Annotated in this window: 12 protein-coding genes and 5 pseudogenes; 8 read left to right on the forward strand and 9 right to left on the reverse strand. The window is 68.8% G+C overall.

Annotated features, from left to right (window positions below; all coding sequences use genetic code 11):
• Nucleotides 1-283: 283 nt before the first annotated feature.
• The 3 genes and pseudogenes from ACIPSA_RS49725 to ACIPSA_RS49735 all read left to right on the forward strand — a co-directional run.
• Nucleotides 284-547, forward strand: coding sequence for a hypothetical protein (locus tag ACIPSA_RS49725; protein ID WP_402648551.1), 264 nt, complete (start codon nucleotides 284-286; stop codon nucleotides 545-547).
• Nucleotides 548-916: 369 nt separating this feature from the next.
• Complete coding sequence (locus ACIPSA_RS49730; RefSeq protein WP_402648519.1) at nucleotides 917-1,246, forward strand: hypothetical protein; 330 nt, start codon at nucleotides 917-919, stop codon at nucleotides 1,244-1,246.
• An 18-nt stretch (nucleotides 1,247-1,264) separates the two neighbouring features.
• Nucleotides 1,265-1,618, forward strand: a pseudogene (locus tag ACIPSA_RS49735) (HNH endonuclease family protein); the annotation flags it as partial.
• Nucleotides 1,619-1,741: 123 nt separating this feature from the next.
• Here the strand turns inward: ACIPSA_RS49735 and ACIPSA_RS49740 are convergent.
• The 3 genes and pseudogenes from ACIPSA_RS49740 to ACIPSA_RS49750 all read right to left on the reverse strand — a co-directional run.
• Entirely contained in the window at nucleotides 1,742-2,245 is a 504-nt protein-coding gene (locus ACIPSA_RS49740; RefSeq protein WP_402648521.1) for a hypothetical protein, read from the reverse strand.
• A gap of 28 nt (nucleotides 2,246-2,273) precedes the next feature.
• A complete protein-coding gene (locus ACIPSA_RS49745) occupies nucleotides 2,274-2,516 on the reverse strand; it encodes a NucA/NucB deoxyribonuclease domain-containing protein (RefSeq protein ID WP_402648524.1) in 243 nt (80 codons plus the stop codon).
• Nucleotides 2,517-2,570: 54 nt separating this feature from the next.
• Nucleotides 2,571-2,747 (reverse strand): annotated as a pseudogene (locus ACIPSA_RS49750) (integrase core domain-containing protein); the annotation flags it as partial.
• An 81-nt stretch (nucleotides 2,748-2,828) separates the two neighbouring features.
• Between ACIPSA_RS49750 and ACIPSA_RS49755 the strand changes: the two are divergent.
• The 3 genes from ACIPSA_RS49755 to ACIPSA_RS49765 all read left to right on the forward strand — a co-directional run bounded on the left by ACIPSA_RS49755 (nucleotide 2,829) and on the right by ACIPSA_RS49765 (nucleotide 7,651).
• Nucleotides 2,829-3,377: a hypothetical protein gene (locus ACIPSA_RS49755; RefSeq protein ID WP_402648527.1), complete on the forward strand. Its 549-nt coding sequence runs from the start codon at nucleotides 2,829-2,831 to the stop codon at nucleotides 3,375-3,377.
• Between the two features lie 356 nt (nucleotides 3,378-3,733).
• Nucleotides 3,734-4,063, forward strand: coding sequence for a CU044_2847 family protein (locus ACIPSA_RS49760; protein WP_402648529.1), 330 nt, complete (start codon nucleotides 3,734-3,736; stop codon nucleotides 4,061-4,063).
• Between the two features lie 111 nt (nucleotides 4,064-4,174).
• The gene (locus ACIPSA_RS49765) at nucleotides 4,175-7,651 is read left to right on the forward strand and encodes a trypsin-like peptidase domain-containing protein (protein WP_402648532.1); all 3,477 of its coding nucleotides are present in this window, start codon (nucleotides 4,175-4,177) and stop codon (nucleotides 7,649-7,651) included.
• Between the two features lie 313 nt (nucleotides 7,652-7,964).
• Here ACIPSA_RS49765 and ACIPSA_RS49770 read toward each other — a convergent pair.
• A pseudogene (locus ACIPSA_RS49770) lies at nucleotides 7,965-8,351 on the reverse strand (IS701 family transposase); the annotation flags it as partial.
• Nucleotides 8,352-8,675: 324 nt separating this feature from the next.
• Nucleotides 8,676-8,969, reverse strand: a pseudogene (locus ACIPSA_RS49775) (SOS response-associated peptidase family protein); the annotation flags it as partial.
• 848 nt (nucleotides 8,970-9,817) lie between these two features.
• Here ACIPSA_RS49775 and ACIPSA_RS49780 point away from each other — a divergent pair.
• Nucleotides 9,818-10,117: a hypothetical protein gene (locus ACIPSA_RS49780; RefSeq protein WP_402648535.1), complete on the forward strand. Its 300-nt coding sequence runs from the start codon at nucleotides 9,818-9,820 to the stop codon at nucleotides 10,115-10,117.
• A gap of 147 nt (nucleotides 10,118-10,264) precedes the next feature.
• Here ACIPSA_RS49780 and ACIPSA_RS49785 read toward each other — a convergent pair whose 3' ends face one another.
• The 4 genes and pseudogenes from ACIPSA_RS49785 to ACIPSA_RS49800 form a co-directional block, all read right to left on the reverse strand.
• The gene (locus ACIPSA_RS49785) at nucleotides 10,265-10,552 is read right to left on the reverse strand and encodes a hypothetical protein (protein ID WP_402648537.1); all 288 of its coding nucleotides are present in this window, start codon (nucleotides 10,550-10,552) and stop codon (nucleotides 10,265-10,267) included.
• Nucleotides 10,553-10,616: 64 nt separating this feature from the next.
• Nucleotides 10,617-10,832 (reverse strand): hypothetical protein, encoded by a 216-nt coding sequence (locus ACIPSA_RS49790; RefSeq protein ID WP_402648540.1) that lies wholly within the window; start codon nucleotides 10,830-10,832, stop codon nucleotides 10,617-10,619.
• A 17-nt stretch (nucleotides 10,833-10,849) separates the two neighbouring features.
• Entirely contained in the window at nucleotides 10,850-11,377 is a 528-nt protein-coding gene (locus tag ACIPSA_RS49795; protein WP_402648543.1) for a hypothetical protein, read from the reverse strand.
• Nucleotides 11,378-11,399: 22 nt separating this feature from the next.
• A pseudogene (locus ACIPSA_RS49800) lies at nucleotides 11,400-11,723 on the reverse strand (hypothetical protein); the annotation flags it as partial.
• 1,057 nt (nucleotides 11,724-12,780) lie between these two features.
• Here ACIPSA_RS49800 and ACIPSA_RS49805 point away from each other — a divergent pair.
• On the forward strand, nucleotides 12,781-13,596 hold the full coding sequence (locus ACIPSA_RS49805) for a hypothetical protein (protein ID WP_402648546.1): 816 nt from the start codon (nucleotides 12,781-12,783) through the stop codon (nucleotides 13,594-13,596).
• Nucleotides 13,597-13,694 lie beyond the last annotated feature (98 nt).

The raw sequence follows: 13,694 nt of genomic DNA on the forward strand, positions 1-13,694 counted from the left end.
CGAGCAGGTCCTGGGCGACACCCACCCCCAGACCCTGACCAGCCGCAACAACCTCGCCGGTGCCTACCGAGCCGCCAGAGCTGTACAGCAACCTCAGAAACCGACCATGGTCAATGACGCCTCCTAACAGCCGAACGTGGCCCCTATGACCTTCGTTGACCGATCTCTATAGAGCTACGGATCAGAAGGCCCTCGGTGCCAGTAACGTCGAGGACATCGCCGACTTGGCCCGAAGTTGGGCCAGCGGCCCACCCATGGCGGCGAGACGTGATCAGCTTGAGGCGTGGAGTCCATCATCGCCAGCGCCATAGCCGTTCTCGGAACCCTGCTTGGGTCGGGGATCACTCTGGCGTTTCAGCAGCGCACCACCGACAGGAGCCATCAGTTCACCCGCCGCGAGAAGCTTCGGCAGGAGCGACTCGATGCCTACTCCGCCTATGCCGGCGCGCTGGTTACAGTAACTCTGCGACACACGTTTTCGATGGAACGCAACGGTCCGCACGTGACTGACGGTGTGACCTGCATGCACGCTTCGTGCTGTGATTGACATCACGTTTGCCGATCATTTGTTCGCCACGGTTCGCCACCCCAAGCCACCCCGCGCACCCCTGCCCGGACCTGCAACGGCCCCCGCCGCGACCGCAAACACCATCACCAGCGCGCGCGCACAACCACCCGATCGACTTGCTGGAACGGCGCGGCATGCACGATGGCGAATGAACCTCCGGGCTCGCCTCGTTCACACCTGGCGCCTTCGACCCCGGCCGGGGCTCCCCGCGTATCGGCGTTGACCTGGACGGTGATGGTGTGACTTACCGCCCGTGCAGGTGAGCCACCCACGGATCACCGCGCAGGGGTGACGCCGAGTCCGATACGAAGATCACCGCCCGTTCGTGATCTTCGAGAGGAAGCCTCCGTGCGCTTCACCCACACCGCGGCCGCCGGGCTGTCCGCGCTCGCCGCCCTGCTCGCTCCCGTCTCCGCCCACGCCGCCTCCCCCACGCCGGCACCCGCCGCCGTCCCGCAGCGTCACGCCCCCGGCGACGCCATCACCCTGCCGGTCCGTGACGCCCTGGCCGCACTGACCGTCCAGGACGATGACCGCACCGGCTACAGCCGCGACAAGTTCAAGCACTGGACCGACGCCGACAAAGACGGCTGCAACACCCGCGCGGAGGTCCTCCTCGCCGAAGCCGTCACCGCCCCCACCGTCGGCCCGAGCTGCACACTGACCGGCGGCAGCTAGTACTCGCCCTACGACGACCAGTACTTCGACAACGCCCGCAAGCTGGACGTCGACCACCTGGTCCCGCTCGCCGAGGCCTGGGACTCCGGGGCCTCCGCCTGGACACCCAAGGAACGGGAGCTGTACGCCAACGACCTCGATGACCCCCGCGCGCTGATCGCCGTGTCGGCCGCCTCCAACCGGTCCAAGGCCGACCAGGACCCGACGACGTGGCTGCCCCCGTACGCCAGCTACTGGTGCACGTACGTCACCAACTGGGTCGCCGACAAAACCCGCTACCGGCTGAGCATCGATTCCGCCGAGCAGACCGCGCTCGCCGAGCGCCTCGCGGCCTGCCCGGACCAGCCCATCACGGTCACCATTGCCCGCTGAAGCAGCAGTTCGGACCCGCGGTCTGATCTGCTGGAGACGCGTCCTTGCGTAACGGGTTCCTCGAGAAGAGCGCTGCCCGTCCACCAACAGCAAGTGGACGGGCAGCAGCCGGTGCGAAGCCGGTCAGCCCTCCCGGACGGAGGCTCCGTAGGTGTCGGTCTGGCGGAGCACCGCCGCGTCCTGAGCCGGCGCGGGCCACACCTGGATGAGATACCACTCGGTGATCTCGTCCGGGGCGAGGTCGATGGCGGTGTCCCGGCCGCGGGCATGGATGCGCAGCCGGTAGTCGCCGGGCCCGTCGAAGGACAGCACCGGCAACTCCTCGTCCAGGTCGTCCATCAGGCCTCGCACCATCAGCTCTCCCGACACCGAGTGAAGCGATACCTCGACGATCTCGTCCCACTCGGCACCCCCGGGCTGGGGGACGCCGTGGTACAAGGAGACGGTGACGTCAACGTCCCCGGTGTGGATACCGGTGTGGACCGTGGCGATACCGTCCTGCACCTCGACCAGTCCGTTGTGCTCGCGGGACAGATCGGGGCCTGCGGGACCGTCCTCGTCGTTGATCTGAAACTGGTGGTACTGCACGGGCACGGGCCCGCGCCCATGCTCGGCCTGATCGCTCATGGCGTGTTCCCGGATGATCGGAGGCTGGTCAGGGCTTGATCCAGACGAGGAACCTATCCTTCTCCAGGACCCGGTTGTAGAGGTAGAAGCGGCCAAGGGCCTTGCCGCCCTCCTCGTTCTGCGTGGCGTTGATCATGCGCCAGCTGAAGTGGCCGCCTCCGGTGGAGGCCCCCTGCCAAGTGGAGGCGAACGGGTACTCGTCGCACTGCTTGCCCGCAGGCCGGTGACGGCTGGACGGGCAGGCCTTGTTCCGGTTCTTCTTGATCTTCACTTTGTCGGTGGGACGCGTCAGGTGAGGCTCAACCTCGGGAGTGGACACCGGGTTTCATGCGACGAGCGACAGCGTAGGTGATGAGATCAGCTGTTGCTCGAACTCGACTGGCGTGAGGTAGCCGAGGGCGGAGTGGCGGCGGCGCCGGTTGTAGTAGGCCAGCCAGCGGAACAGTTCCAGCCGTGTCTGTGCCTTCGAGGTGAGGCGTCGCTCGTGGAGCAGTTCCCGTTTGGGTACGGCTCCTTTGGAGGGACCCTGCACCGAAGCCGGTCTTGTCGGCTACCGGGCTGGGGCGCCGCGTCACTCCCTGGCATGATCACGCCTGTGGGTGTGATGTATGACTACTTCTCCGCGGCATCGGACGAGTCGGCCGCCACGACCATCGACTTGCCCGGCGGGCCGGATGGTGCAGGGGCGCAGCTGCCAACGCCCGTCCCGGAGATCGTGCGACGTTACGGGCGCGACGGCCTTCGCGAGCTCCTCAGGCCACGGCTTCGGCTGGCCGAGACGGGGTTCCACGTCGTGGCCACCAAGGGGTTCGACTCGACGACCGATCTCGGAGCGATCGAGAGGATCCTGACCGGGGTCGACTTCGACGAGTTCCTGGCACGGCCCCGGACCTCCCACGTCGTCGCCGAACGCGACGGAGGCGAGCGTCTGGTGCTCACCATCAGCGATGAGCTGCAAGGCGCCCTGGCCAGGGTGGAGGCCGCCGAACTGACTGCGGCGGCACGGCATTGGGTCGAAGAGCAGGGGTCTGGTGACACCGACGCGATCGGCGGCCTGCTGCACGAGTTGGCGGAACTCGCCCGCGGGGCACAGCAGCGCGGGGAACGGCTGTACTGCTGGCTCTGCGTCTGATCGACCCGAGTCCCGCACTACCCCAGAGGACGGACCCGTCGGCTTGTGCTGGTAGGACCGTCCCTCCAAAGGAGCCACACCCATTCGAACCTGCGCACACGGCTCCGGAGGGCATGCCGGGATGATCTGCCAAAGCGGTCCTGAGCTGCGAGTACGCGGCACGACGGCGCCGCGGTGAGCGCTCTCTATCGCATATCGTGCGTGGCCGCTCCCGGGCCTCTAGACCGGTCCGGGGTGTGGGCCGGGCACATGGACGAGTTGCGCCCAATGACGGGACGTGGATGGTCTGGTCCGCTACTTTGACGGCAGAGGTCTTGGACGCTCGGGTACGGCCTGATTCTGAGGGGGAGGGGCCGATGCGTAGTCTTGCGCGTCTTCCGCTGGAGGGTGGGGGTTCGATCCTGTTCGAGGCCCCGGAGATATCCGACGGGCCGGTGAAGGCCGGACGGGTCAGCGAGGCGATCCACGAGCTGCCGCAGACTCTGCAGCAGGCGCTCGGTCCGGTCACCGACATGGCCCGGGCCGCGCTGGAACAGCTGCGGAAGGCTGGCCCGGACGAGGTCGAAATCGAGTTCGGGGTCGACCTGGCGGCCCAGGCCGGCGCGGTGATCGCCAAGAGCGAGGCCGGCTGTCACCTGAGGGTGACCGTGACCTGGCACGGCGCATCCGGCGCAGACGCTCCCTGACCCCCGGCGGCCTCGGTGACATCGACGAACGCTATTGCTTCGGCCCCCGGCAGCGGGCCCGGGCCCAGAATTCAGACGGCGGTTGCCCAGATCCTGTCCGCCGAAGGCGGCGTGGCCGGGGCGGGGTTCCTGATCGGTGAGGATGTGGTGGTCACCTGCGCGCACGTGGTGCGTGCCGACGGCCATGGCCCCGGCGAGAGGGTGCGGCTGGTCTTCCCTCGCGCGGAAGGGGCTCCGCGGGCCGAGGGGCAGGTGCTGGTCGGGCCGTGGCGGGCTCCGGACGCCGACGACGTGGCCATCATCCGCCTGAGCGACGTACCGGCGACGGTGGAGCCCTTGCCGGTGGGGAAGGCGGCCGGATGCCGCGGGCATCGGGTGCGCTCCTTCGGGTTTCCCGCCCAGGCCCCGCCGGGTGGGCACTTCGGCTACGGGACGGCCGGTGACCTGCTGCCCCCCACCGACGTGGACGGTGGGGGCGGGCTGCTGCAGTTGACCGGAGCCAACGACCTGACCCAGGGCTTCAGCGGCGGCCCCGTGGTCGATGAGGTGACCGGCCTGGTGATCGGCATGGTCACCGCCATCACCGCACCCGACGGGCACTTGCGAGGCCAGGGCATCGCCTACGCCACGCCCACCGAGATCCTGCGCGAGGTCTGGCCAGACCTGGTCGAGCGCGAGGTGCGCCCCTACCGTGGCCTGGAACCCTTTACCGCCGAGCACACGGCATGGTTCCACGGGCGTGACACCGCGGTGGACGCGGTGGTGTCGGCCCTGGCCGACAACCGGCGGGCCCTGCTGCTGCTCGGCCCCTCCGGGTCGGGCAAGTCCTCCCTGATGCAGGCGGGGGTGTTGCCCGCGCTTGAAAGCGGCCGGCTACCCGGCAGCGATCGGTGGCTGCCTGTCCTCGTCCCCCGCCCCGGTCGGGATCTGCTGACCGAACTGGAACGCCACGGCCTGCCCGGCGCCCGTACCGACGGCATCGCCTCCGCACTACAGCACCGTCTGGCCGCCGATCCCGGCTACGAGCGGATCGTGCTGGTCATCGACCAGTTCGAAGAAGTCTTCACCCAGCCCGCCGCGCCCCCGGCGCCGGTCGTGGAGCCGCGGACCGGCGAGGCCCCCTCCCGTACGCCGGCAGAAGTGCTGGAGGAGGTCACGGCCGTCATCGGCTCCCGCGCGGCGGTCAGCGTGATCCTGATCATGCGAGACGACTTCTACCCGCAGCTGGCCGCTTCGGGCCCGGAGCTTCTCGACGCCGCGGCGCCCGGGCTGGTCAACGTGCCTGCCACACTCAGCCCGCAGGACCTGCACGCCATCATCACCCGACCCGCCCGGGCCGCCGGCGTACGCTTCGAGGAGGGATTGCCCGAGCGCATCATCACCGACGTCCTGGCCGCAGATCACCACGGCACCTCCACCCGGCGAGCGCCGGTCACCCTGCTGGCGCCGCTGGAGCTCGCCCTGGGCCTGCTGTGGGAACGTCGCACAGACGGCCATCTCACGCACGCCGCCTACGAACGGGTCGGCCAGATCACCGGCAGCCTGGCCAACTGGTGCAACTCCGCGATCGACAAGCTGCCCGACAGCCACCGCGACACCGCCCGCAGAATCCTCACCGCGCTGGTACACCCCCCCGACCCGGGCCGGCATATCCCCGCCACCCGCCAGCAAGTTCCCCTCGACGTCCTGCGGGAGCTCGCCGCCGACACCCCTCAAACGCCATCGCAGCCCCCCGACGAAATCACCGATGCGGTCCTGGCCACACTCACCCGCCACCGCATCATCACCACCTACGCCCGCGTCCCCGGCCCCCCGCCCACCGACATGGTCGCCGAACTCACCCACGACACGCTCACCAGAGACTGGGCCGAACTACGCGACTGGGTCGACCAAGACCGACGTTTCCATACCTGGCTTCGTCGCGCCGAGGAGCAACAGGCCCGCTGGACCCAGGGCGACACCCCCGGTGACCTGCTGCACGGTACCGACCTGGCCGAGGGCCTGGACTGGGCCCGCCAGCGCCGACTGCCGGGCACCATCGCCGCGTTCGTCGCCGCCAGCGACCGTAACGAACGAGCCGCTATCCGCCGCACCCGACGCATCAACGTATTTCTTGCCGGCGCCCTCACTCTGGCCCTCATCGCCGCCGGACTAGCCTTCTGGCAACGCCAGAGCGCACTCACCCAGCGCCAGGCCGCCATCACCGCCCAACACCAGGCCCTGTCCCGGCAACTTGCCTCCCAATCCGATGCACTCTTCGACACCAATCCCGATCTCGCTTCCCTGCTCGCCGTCCAGGCCTATCGCACCAGCCCCACCGCAGAAGCCACCGCCAGCCTTTACGCGGCAGCACGTCTCCCCCTCCAACACCGCCTCACCGGCCACACCGGTCCCGTGCGGTCGGTGGCGTTCAGCCCGGACGGGCATACCCTGGCCAGCGGTAGCTACGACGGCACGGTGGGGTTGTGGGATCCCGCCACCGGCCGTGCCCGCGCCACCCTCACCGGCGACACCGGTATTGCGTGGTCGGTGGCGTTCAGCCCGGACGGGCATACGCTGGCCAGCGGCGGCGACGACGGCACGGTGCGGTTGTGGGACCCCGCCACCGGCCGAGCCCGCGCCACCCTCACCGGCCACACCGGTACTGCGTGGTCGGTGGCGTTCAGCCCGGACGGGCACACCCTGGCCACCGGCAGCGACGACGGCACGGTGCGGTTGTGGGACCCCGCCACCGGCCGAGCCCGCGCCACCCTCAAAGGCCACACCGACGTCGTGCGGTCGGTGGCGTTCAGTCCGGACGGGCACACCCTGGCCAGCGGCAGCTACGACGGCACGGTGCGGTTGTGGGACCCCGCCGCCGGCCGTGCCCGCGCCACCCTCAAAGGCCCCACCGGCTACGTGTGGTCGGTGGCGTTCAGTCCGGACGGGCACACCCTGGCCAGCGGCAGCGACGACCACACGGTGCGGTTGTGGGACCCCGCCACCGGCCGCACCCGCACCACCCTCAACGATCTCGTGGTCTCGGTGGCGTTCAGCCCGGACGGGCACACCCTGGCCAGCGGCAGCGACGACCACACGGTGCGGTTGTGGGACCCCGCCACCGGCCGCACCCGCACCACCCTCACCGGCCACACCGGTACTGCGTGGTCGGTGGCGTTCAGCCCGGACGGGCACACCCTGGCCAGCGGCAGCGTCGACCGCACGGTGCGGTTGTGGGATCCCGCCACCGGCCGCACCCGCACCACCCTCACCAGTCCCGTGGTCTCGGTGGCGTTCAGCCCGGACGGGCACACCCTGGCCACCGGCGGCTACTACGGCACGCTGCGGTTGTGGGACCCCCTCGTCGGCCGTGCCCGCGCCACCCTCACCGGCCACACCGGTACTGTGTGGTCGGTGGCGTTCAGCCCGGACGGGCACACCCTGGCCACCGGCGGCGACGACGGCACGGTGAGGCTGTGGGACGTGGAGTTGCCTGACCAAACCGCGGCAATCAGAAAGATCTGTCAGGCCGTCGGCCGAGACCTCACCAGGGAGGAACGGGCAACGTACGTGGGGGACCAGTCACCCGGTGCGGTGTGCCCGTCCTGAGCGCTACGCCCCATGCGCTTGTGCGGTCGGTCCGGGGCGCGGTGACGACGTTGCCGTCATTCCGTTTCCCCGAGCCGCCGACCCCAACCGGACGCGCGCGTTGGCCACGCATCCGGCTCTCCACGTGATAGGAGTTCTAATACTCCAGCAGCGTTTCGCTATCTGGCCTGGTCAGAGGCGTCGTCAGGAGTGTAGTTGGCTGATGTCGGGCCGGGGGCGGTCTTGCCGGATCGCCCCTCCAACGAGTGGGCTCGTCGCCGGAAGTGGCAGTGGCGGGCGACGGCTTGGCGCCTGCGCCGCCATTGCGACCAGCTCACTGCGTGGATGCGAAGTGGTGGGCGGGAGCGGGGTGCGGGGCGAGTTGCCAGGAGCCGGCGGACTTCCGCCACGGTGAGCGGAACCAGGGTGCGGGAACCGTTTCTGCATCCCCTTTTGCGGCTGCCTGGGCCGCAGTGGCCGCAAGAAAGGCGTGGGCGAGCATGGCCAGGGTGACGTGCCGCATCCAGCCGACGTATCGGCGGACTTCGTACTGGTCCAGGCCGCATTCGTTCTTCGCGGCCTGGAAGCACTCTTCGATGGCCCACCGGCGCCCGGCGACGCGCACGAGCCGGTCCACGTCCGTGCCCAGCGGCGCGTATCCGAGGTAGTTGGCGATCTCGTCGGGCCTGGTGACGCTGCGGCGGGCCAGCGCCCAGCGCTGATGTGTTGTAAGCGTTCATGCAATTATCCGCGTGCGGTCCTCCAGCGTCTGCCGGTGCAGCTCAGCCGCCTGCGCGTATTGAGTACGTCAGCGAGAGTCGCAACTGTGTCGCGGGCGTCGGCGAGGGCCTCTGGGCTCTGGTCGAGCAAGAGCGCTAGGTGTGGGGCCAGGAGGCGGGCGGTGGACCAGCCGGGGCGCCCGGCTCTCGCGACGTCGTAGACAGCTTCGGTCAGCCGGTCGGTGAGGGCTCGGTGAGGTCGGCGTCCCGTACCGTCGACAAACGATGCGCGATGACAAAGCTCGATCTGGCAGCAGCTGGAATCCTCGCGAGGCGGGCCTCTCGTGCACCGTCTCCACCCGCGCGTTGATCATCCGTGCACCGATCTTCACGTCCTTCGCCCATGACGGCACCAGGCCCCAGCGCAACGGCCGCAGCTCCCGCTCGGCCGGCCTGGACTCGACCGTGTCGCGCGGGGCGCGCTCGAGAACCGCCCAGACGTCGTTGGTCGGGGCGACGTTCCAGTTCGGTGCCAGCGTCTCCTGCGAACGCCAGTCGGTGACCCGGAAGAACTGGACCAAGTCCTCGGGCCTGCGGGTGGAGACGTAGCGGCCGCACATACCCCCACTGTGCCAGTGACGGTACCGGCTGAGGCGTCGCTCGGTGGCCCCTGTCGAACCGTGTGCGCGCGCATTGCAGGGCGGTCCTGACCACGGTTGTTGCGTGACTAGCCCGCCGGTGAGGTAACGGGCGGCACTTCACGAGGACGTCACGGCAGATCCCGCACGGGCGATCGACTCGCTATCACTTCACCGCGTGCCATTCAAGATCCGGGATACAGAGAAGTCGCAGGTCAAAGGCCTCGAATGAGGGGCCAGTCGGTGAAAGTGTCCTCCCGGTTCCCCGTTGCGCGGCTAACCGTCACCTGATTCATCGTGCTCTCGGCCTGCCAACGACAGCCGGTCCCTGCTTCCTCTACTGCGCCCCCTGCCCACCCGATCCCCCTCCGGAGTCCTCCCGTGATCACCCCCATCCAGGGCCGAACCACTCAGCAGCCGTGTCGCTTCCTGCAGGCTGACTCCCCATGGCAGACGGCTGCTTACGTTCTCAATGTGCGACGTGTGGGAGGAAGCCTTGGCGCGGCGTTCCCCGGCTCGCTCCCGGTCCTGGTCACGGGTATCCGGGGACGCTCATCCGGGGCGGCGAGGGGAACGGCATGCGGAATGCTCGGTACGCTGGCCATACCTCACCCTCGGGCGGGGCTTTCAGCTCGTCAAGGACGCTCTCACCACAAAGAGCCGTACAGCCGACCGCGCGGCGCGATCCCCCGCGGACGACACCAGGCAGGTGTCCGCCACCGCCTTCCTCCCTATCCGAGAAGCCCTGACGTGTTCTCGCGTCCACTCGTGGTGTCCCGCACCGGCGGTGCAGGCCAGCTCTGCAACGGTCGCACCACCTGGAGCGTGACATGAACGCTTCTGCCGTTACCGGCGTCATCACGGGCGGCCTGCTCGGAGCAGTAGCCGACGCACCCTGGTGGAGCAGCTGCGCCGTCTTCGTCATCATCTTCGGGATCTGCCATGCCACACAGCTCGTCGACGCATGGAACAAGCTCCTGCGCGGGCCCCACGAGCGGCGTGCCCTCCGGGAAGCACAGGCGGCGGATGTCCTCGCGTACTTCAGCGAGACCCCGGCCACCAGGACGCCCGCACAGTCACTCACCGAGACATCAGCACTCGATCCACCAGCCGACCCGGGCACACCATGAGCGATGGGCGACCCCTGTCCAGGGCGCGGTGTACGGGGCCGCCCGGCCCTGCGGTCCTGTCAAGCGCAAGGCACTACCACGCTAGAGCCGAGGACGAAGCCGCGCCCGCTGCCCGTTGGCCAAGTGAGTGCCGACTACGCCGTCTTCTTACGCGTTCGCCGGCTCCGGTTCCGGGTGCCGTGCCCTGGTCCGTACGGCGGCCTCGACGTCGAAGCGGAGGTTGCCCTCCTCCTTGGCGTGCGCGGTGACGGCGGCCTGGACCTCCCCGGCCCGGGCCCGCCAGTCCTGCCAGGCCGTGTCGTACGCCTCAGTCTGCTGCGGCGACCAGGACGTTGCCGTGGGCAGGCCGTGGGTGTCTCGCAGTTGCAGTACCCGGCCGTGCGCCTCGTCGGCCGCTCTCTGCATCTCCACCAGTTCATCGAATGTGTGTGCCACGTCCCGGGATCCTATGTCCCCGTGGTGGGACGCCCGGACCCAGCGCGCCGGGCACAGGTGCGTTCTACGACACGGTCTCGCCCCGCGTCGTCCAGATCCGCAGCACGCGCTCCTGGCCGCTCGTCTGCTCGATGAGCCGGACCACGACGTTCGGGTCCTTGCTGTAGAGACCGACCCACTCCGTGTACCGGTCGTGTGCGGTCGAGGCCAGCGTCCACTCGCCTTCCACGGCAGGCCCGTCGGCCTCGAACTGAAGCCGGGCGAGGTACTTGGTCTCCATGCGGCATTCCTCCGGCTTCATCGTCGGACGCGGCGCTCGGCGAGAGCGGCGGGCAGCACCGCATCGGTGCCGTAGCGGCGGCGGGCGCGGTCAGCGGCGGCCTCGATACGGCGGGCCTTGGTGTCGTCGGGGTCGAAGGTGAGCTGGTGGACGGCGGCGGCCGCGTCGGTGAGCTCGGCGGTCAGGGACAGTGCGCGCACCCGGGCACGCTGCAGACCGAGGCTCTCGTAGAGTCCGGTGGCCGTACGGGTCAGGGCGAGTGTGTGCGCGGTGGTCTCCGGCAGGGTGCGGGTGCGGCTCGTGGTGGTGCGGTCGGCGTAGCGCACGGTGAGCGTGAGCGTGCGGGCGACGACATGGTCGTCGCGCAGGCGGACGCCGAGATGGTGGGTGAGGGCGAGCAGGGCGCGGTGGTGATGGTCCGGGTCGAGTTCGTCGTGGTCGAAACCGTGGCTGACGGTGGTGGACTTGGGCAGGCTGCGGGACGACGGTCCTCGGGTCGTGGGCGTGGGCGCGCTCGTACAGTTGGCGGCCGGCGGCCGCGCCAAGGAGACGTTGCATGGTGGCGAGCGGGGTACGGGCGACGTCGCCGACGGTTTCCAGACCGTGGTGGGTGAGCGTGCGCGCGGTGGCCGGGCCGACGCCGGGCAGTGCGGCGACCGGGCGCGGGTGGAGGAAGGCGACGATCGCCTCGTCGGCGTCGGGGATGACGGTGACGCCGCCGGGCTCGGTGACGGCGGCCGCCATGACGGCCAGCATGCGGCTTGAGCCGACGCCGATCGTGGTGTCCACGCCGGTCCAGGCGAGGGTGCGCAGCCGGATCAGCTGGGCAAGGCCTTCGGGCCCGCGTTTCCTTCTCTGGGGGAGAACTGTGGCGCGGCGCGCTCCGATCATGGATCAGTGCAGCTCAGTTACTGTGCAGGTGACAGTAGCCGGTGCAACACGTGCGGTGCTATCGCCGGATCGGGTGATTGAACAGGCGCCATGAAGCATGGTGCCGTCGGATTGAACGTCGCCGACGCACGTATATCGCCGGCGGCATCAGGGAGGTAGCCCCACCCTCGATCTCGCAGCGTTCAGTCGACTCGGCGTTGGTACGGCCTGAGGACGCCCGGGCCGGGATGCCACGCTTCGACGCTGCGAGGAGCTCTCCAACCTCGCAGGCGTTGGGTGCGAAGCAGACGCTTGCGAAGCCCGTCATCGTGCGCCCGCGGCGACGGCGCTGGTCAAGCGCCGTTCACTCGTGCGGCGGCCTTGCGATTGGTGATCCGGTGTATGTCCTGCGAGATTGCATAAAGAAACTGAGTCCCTAAAAAACCGGTTGGAGTAAAACCCCGGCGAGCGCGGCCGCCGTGGCTGGACTGCACTGGCTACACGCAGGATGCCCGGACACGTGTGTCACGAGGGATTTACTAACGTCCACTGAACTACGCGCCACAACAGAGAGCCTGGTCGTTGGAAGACCAGACCCTCCAGCTTCCGTTCTGGCACACTGAGCCAATGAGTCCGCGCGAGGCCGGACAAGTTCTCGCCCGGGGGCGGCGCAGGTGTATGTAGTCGAAGCTGCGAGTTGGGGCGCGCTCGGCGGCCTGATCGCCGAAGCATGCCTTATCGCCCAAAGGATCATGACCTGGCGGGGGAAGCGCCTTGCCGCCCGCTCGGCCGGTCGCAAACTGCCTCCGTTGACCAGGTTCGTCGACCCCTTAGCCGACCCTCTGGCCGCTGCCGTGCGCTCCTTGCTGGGGGCGGTGGCCGGTGCGTTGATACACACGCAAGTAACGGGCGGACTTCCAATCGTGGCAACGGGATATGCGGGGATGGAGTTTCTGCGGAGGCTCCCCGACTTGTTTGGCAAGACCGGCCAGGACGCCGTGGAACACGAGCCTGCAAACACCGCGACAGCCGCTCCTGAGCCAGCAAGGGGACAGCCGCCGACACAGAGGGAGACCACATGAAGCACGGGATCGCCAGCCGTGTCATGTCATCCCTGCTCGGTCCCGACTCCCGTGCTTCTGCTCCTGTCCGACGCTGGCAGGGGTATTCCTTGGCGTACCGCGTGGCGGCCTCCTTCTTCAACCAGCCGCTGAAGCCGATCGGAGCGGCCCCTCTTCGGGCGCGCGCAAAGAGGGGGCGACCTGCTGCCCTCAGCTTGGTAGACGCCGCCGACCAGTGGCTGCTCCTACCCGCGACCGAGCGCTTGGCCCGGCGCAGCCAGATCCACTCGCTCCTCCTCAGCGTCGAAACCTTGGCCAACGAGGCCGCTCACTACCAGCCATCCCGGTCGCGGACCGAAACCGCGAAGGTACTGGCCCTGGGCAACGTCGCCGCGACACGTCTTCCACGTGCCATCTGCCCCGATATGACCCAGGAAGAAGCCGAGATACAGGTGCGGACCATCGTCAGAAAGGCCCTCGACGAGGCCCGGAAAACAACCCTACCCATACACGTCCCAGGCCCGATGCCAGGCGTTGTGGGCGCCGGGGAGGTTCTACTCCTCCGGCAAGCCGAGGCGATCGCATTGGATCTCAAGCGAACGTTGGCCACGCTGAAAGACGCCAAGGACTCTTTCCTCGCCGCGGACCTACGAGCGGCAGCACATGTGGAGCAGGCCGAGTTCGTCGGCGTTAGATGGGACGCCCAGACGCAGTGGCCCGACGATGAATGGGAGGCTCGGATGCGGCGCGCCTCCAGAGAGCTACCTCCGGGGTCGGGCATTTTCGTCGTCGTTGGCGAGCCGCTCCATCGGTCGGACCCGCTCCTGCGGTGAATGTTAGTGGCTGTTGTCGTACCGATCTTGAGGCTTGTCGATCGAACGGGAGTCCCGATTAGGTGATCGCGGAGTGTTCGGCGCATACAAGTAGGGCC

The sequence above is a fragment of the Streptomyces sp. NPDC086549 genome (genome assembly GCF_044746205.1).
GTDB lineage: Bacteria > Actinomycetota > Actinomycetes > Streptomycetales > Streptomycetaceae > Streptomyces.

Excerpts from the sequence above, each read along its gene's own strand:
- ACIPSA_RS49740 (WP_402648521.1), bottom strand. The coding sequence starts at position 2,245 with ATGAGCGATCAGGCCGAGCATGGGCGCGGGCCCGTGCCCGTGCAGTAC.
- ACIPSA_RS49755 (WP_402648527.1), top strand. The coding sequence starts at position 2,829 with ATGATCACGCCTGTGGGTGTGATGTATGACTACTTCTCCGCGGCATCG.
- ACIPSA_RS49760 (WP_402648529.1), top strand. The coding sequence starts at position 3,734 with ATGCGTAGTCTTGCGCGTCTTCCGCTGGAGGGTGGGGGTTCGATCCTG.
- ACIPSA_RS49780 (WP_402648535.1), top strand. The coding sequence starts at position 9,818 with ATGAACGCTTCTGCCGTTACCGGCGTCATCACGGGCGGCCTGCTCGGA.
- ACIPSA_RS49790 (WP_402648540.1), bottom strand. The coding sequence starts at position 10,832 with ATGGAGACCAAGTACCTCGCCCGGCTTCAGTTCGAGGCCGACGGGCCT.
- ACIPSA_RS49805 (WP_402648546.1), top strand. The coding sequence starts at position 12,781 with ATGAAGCACGGGATCGCCAGCCGTGTCATGTCATCCCTGCTCGGTCCC.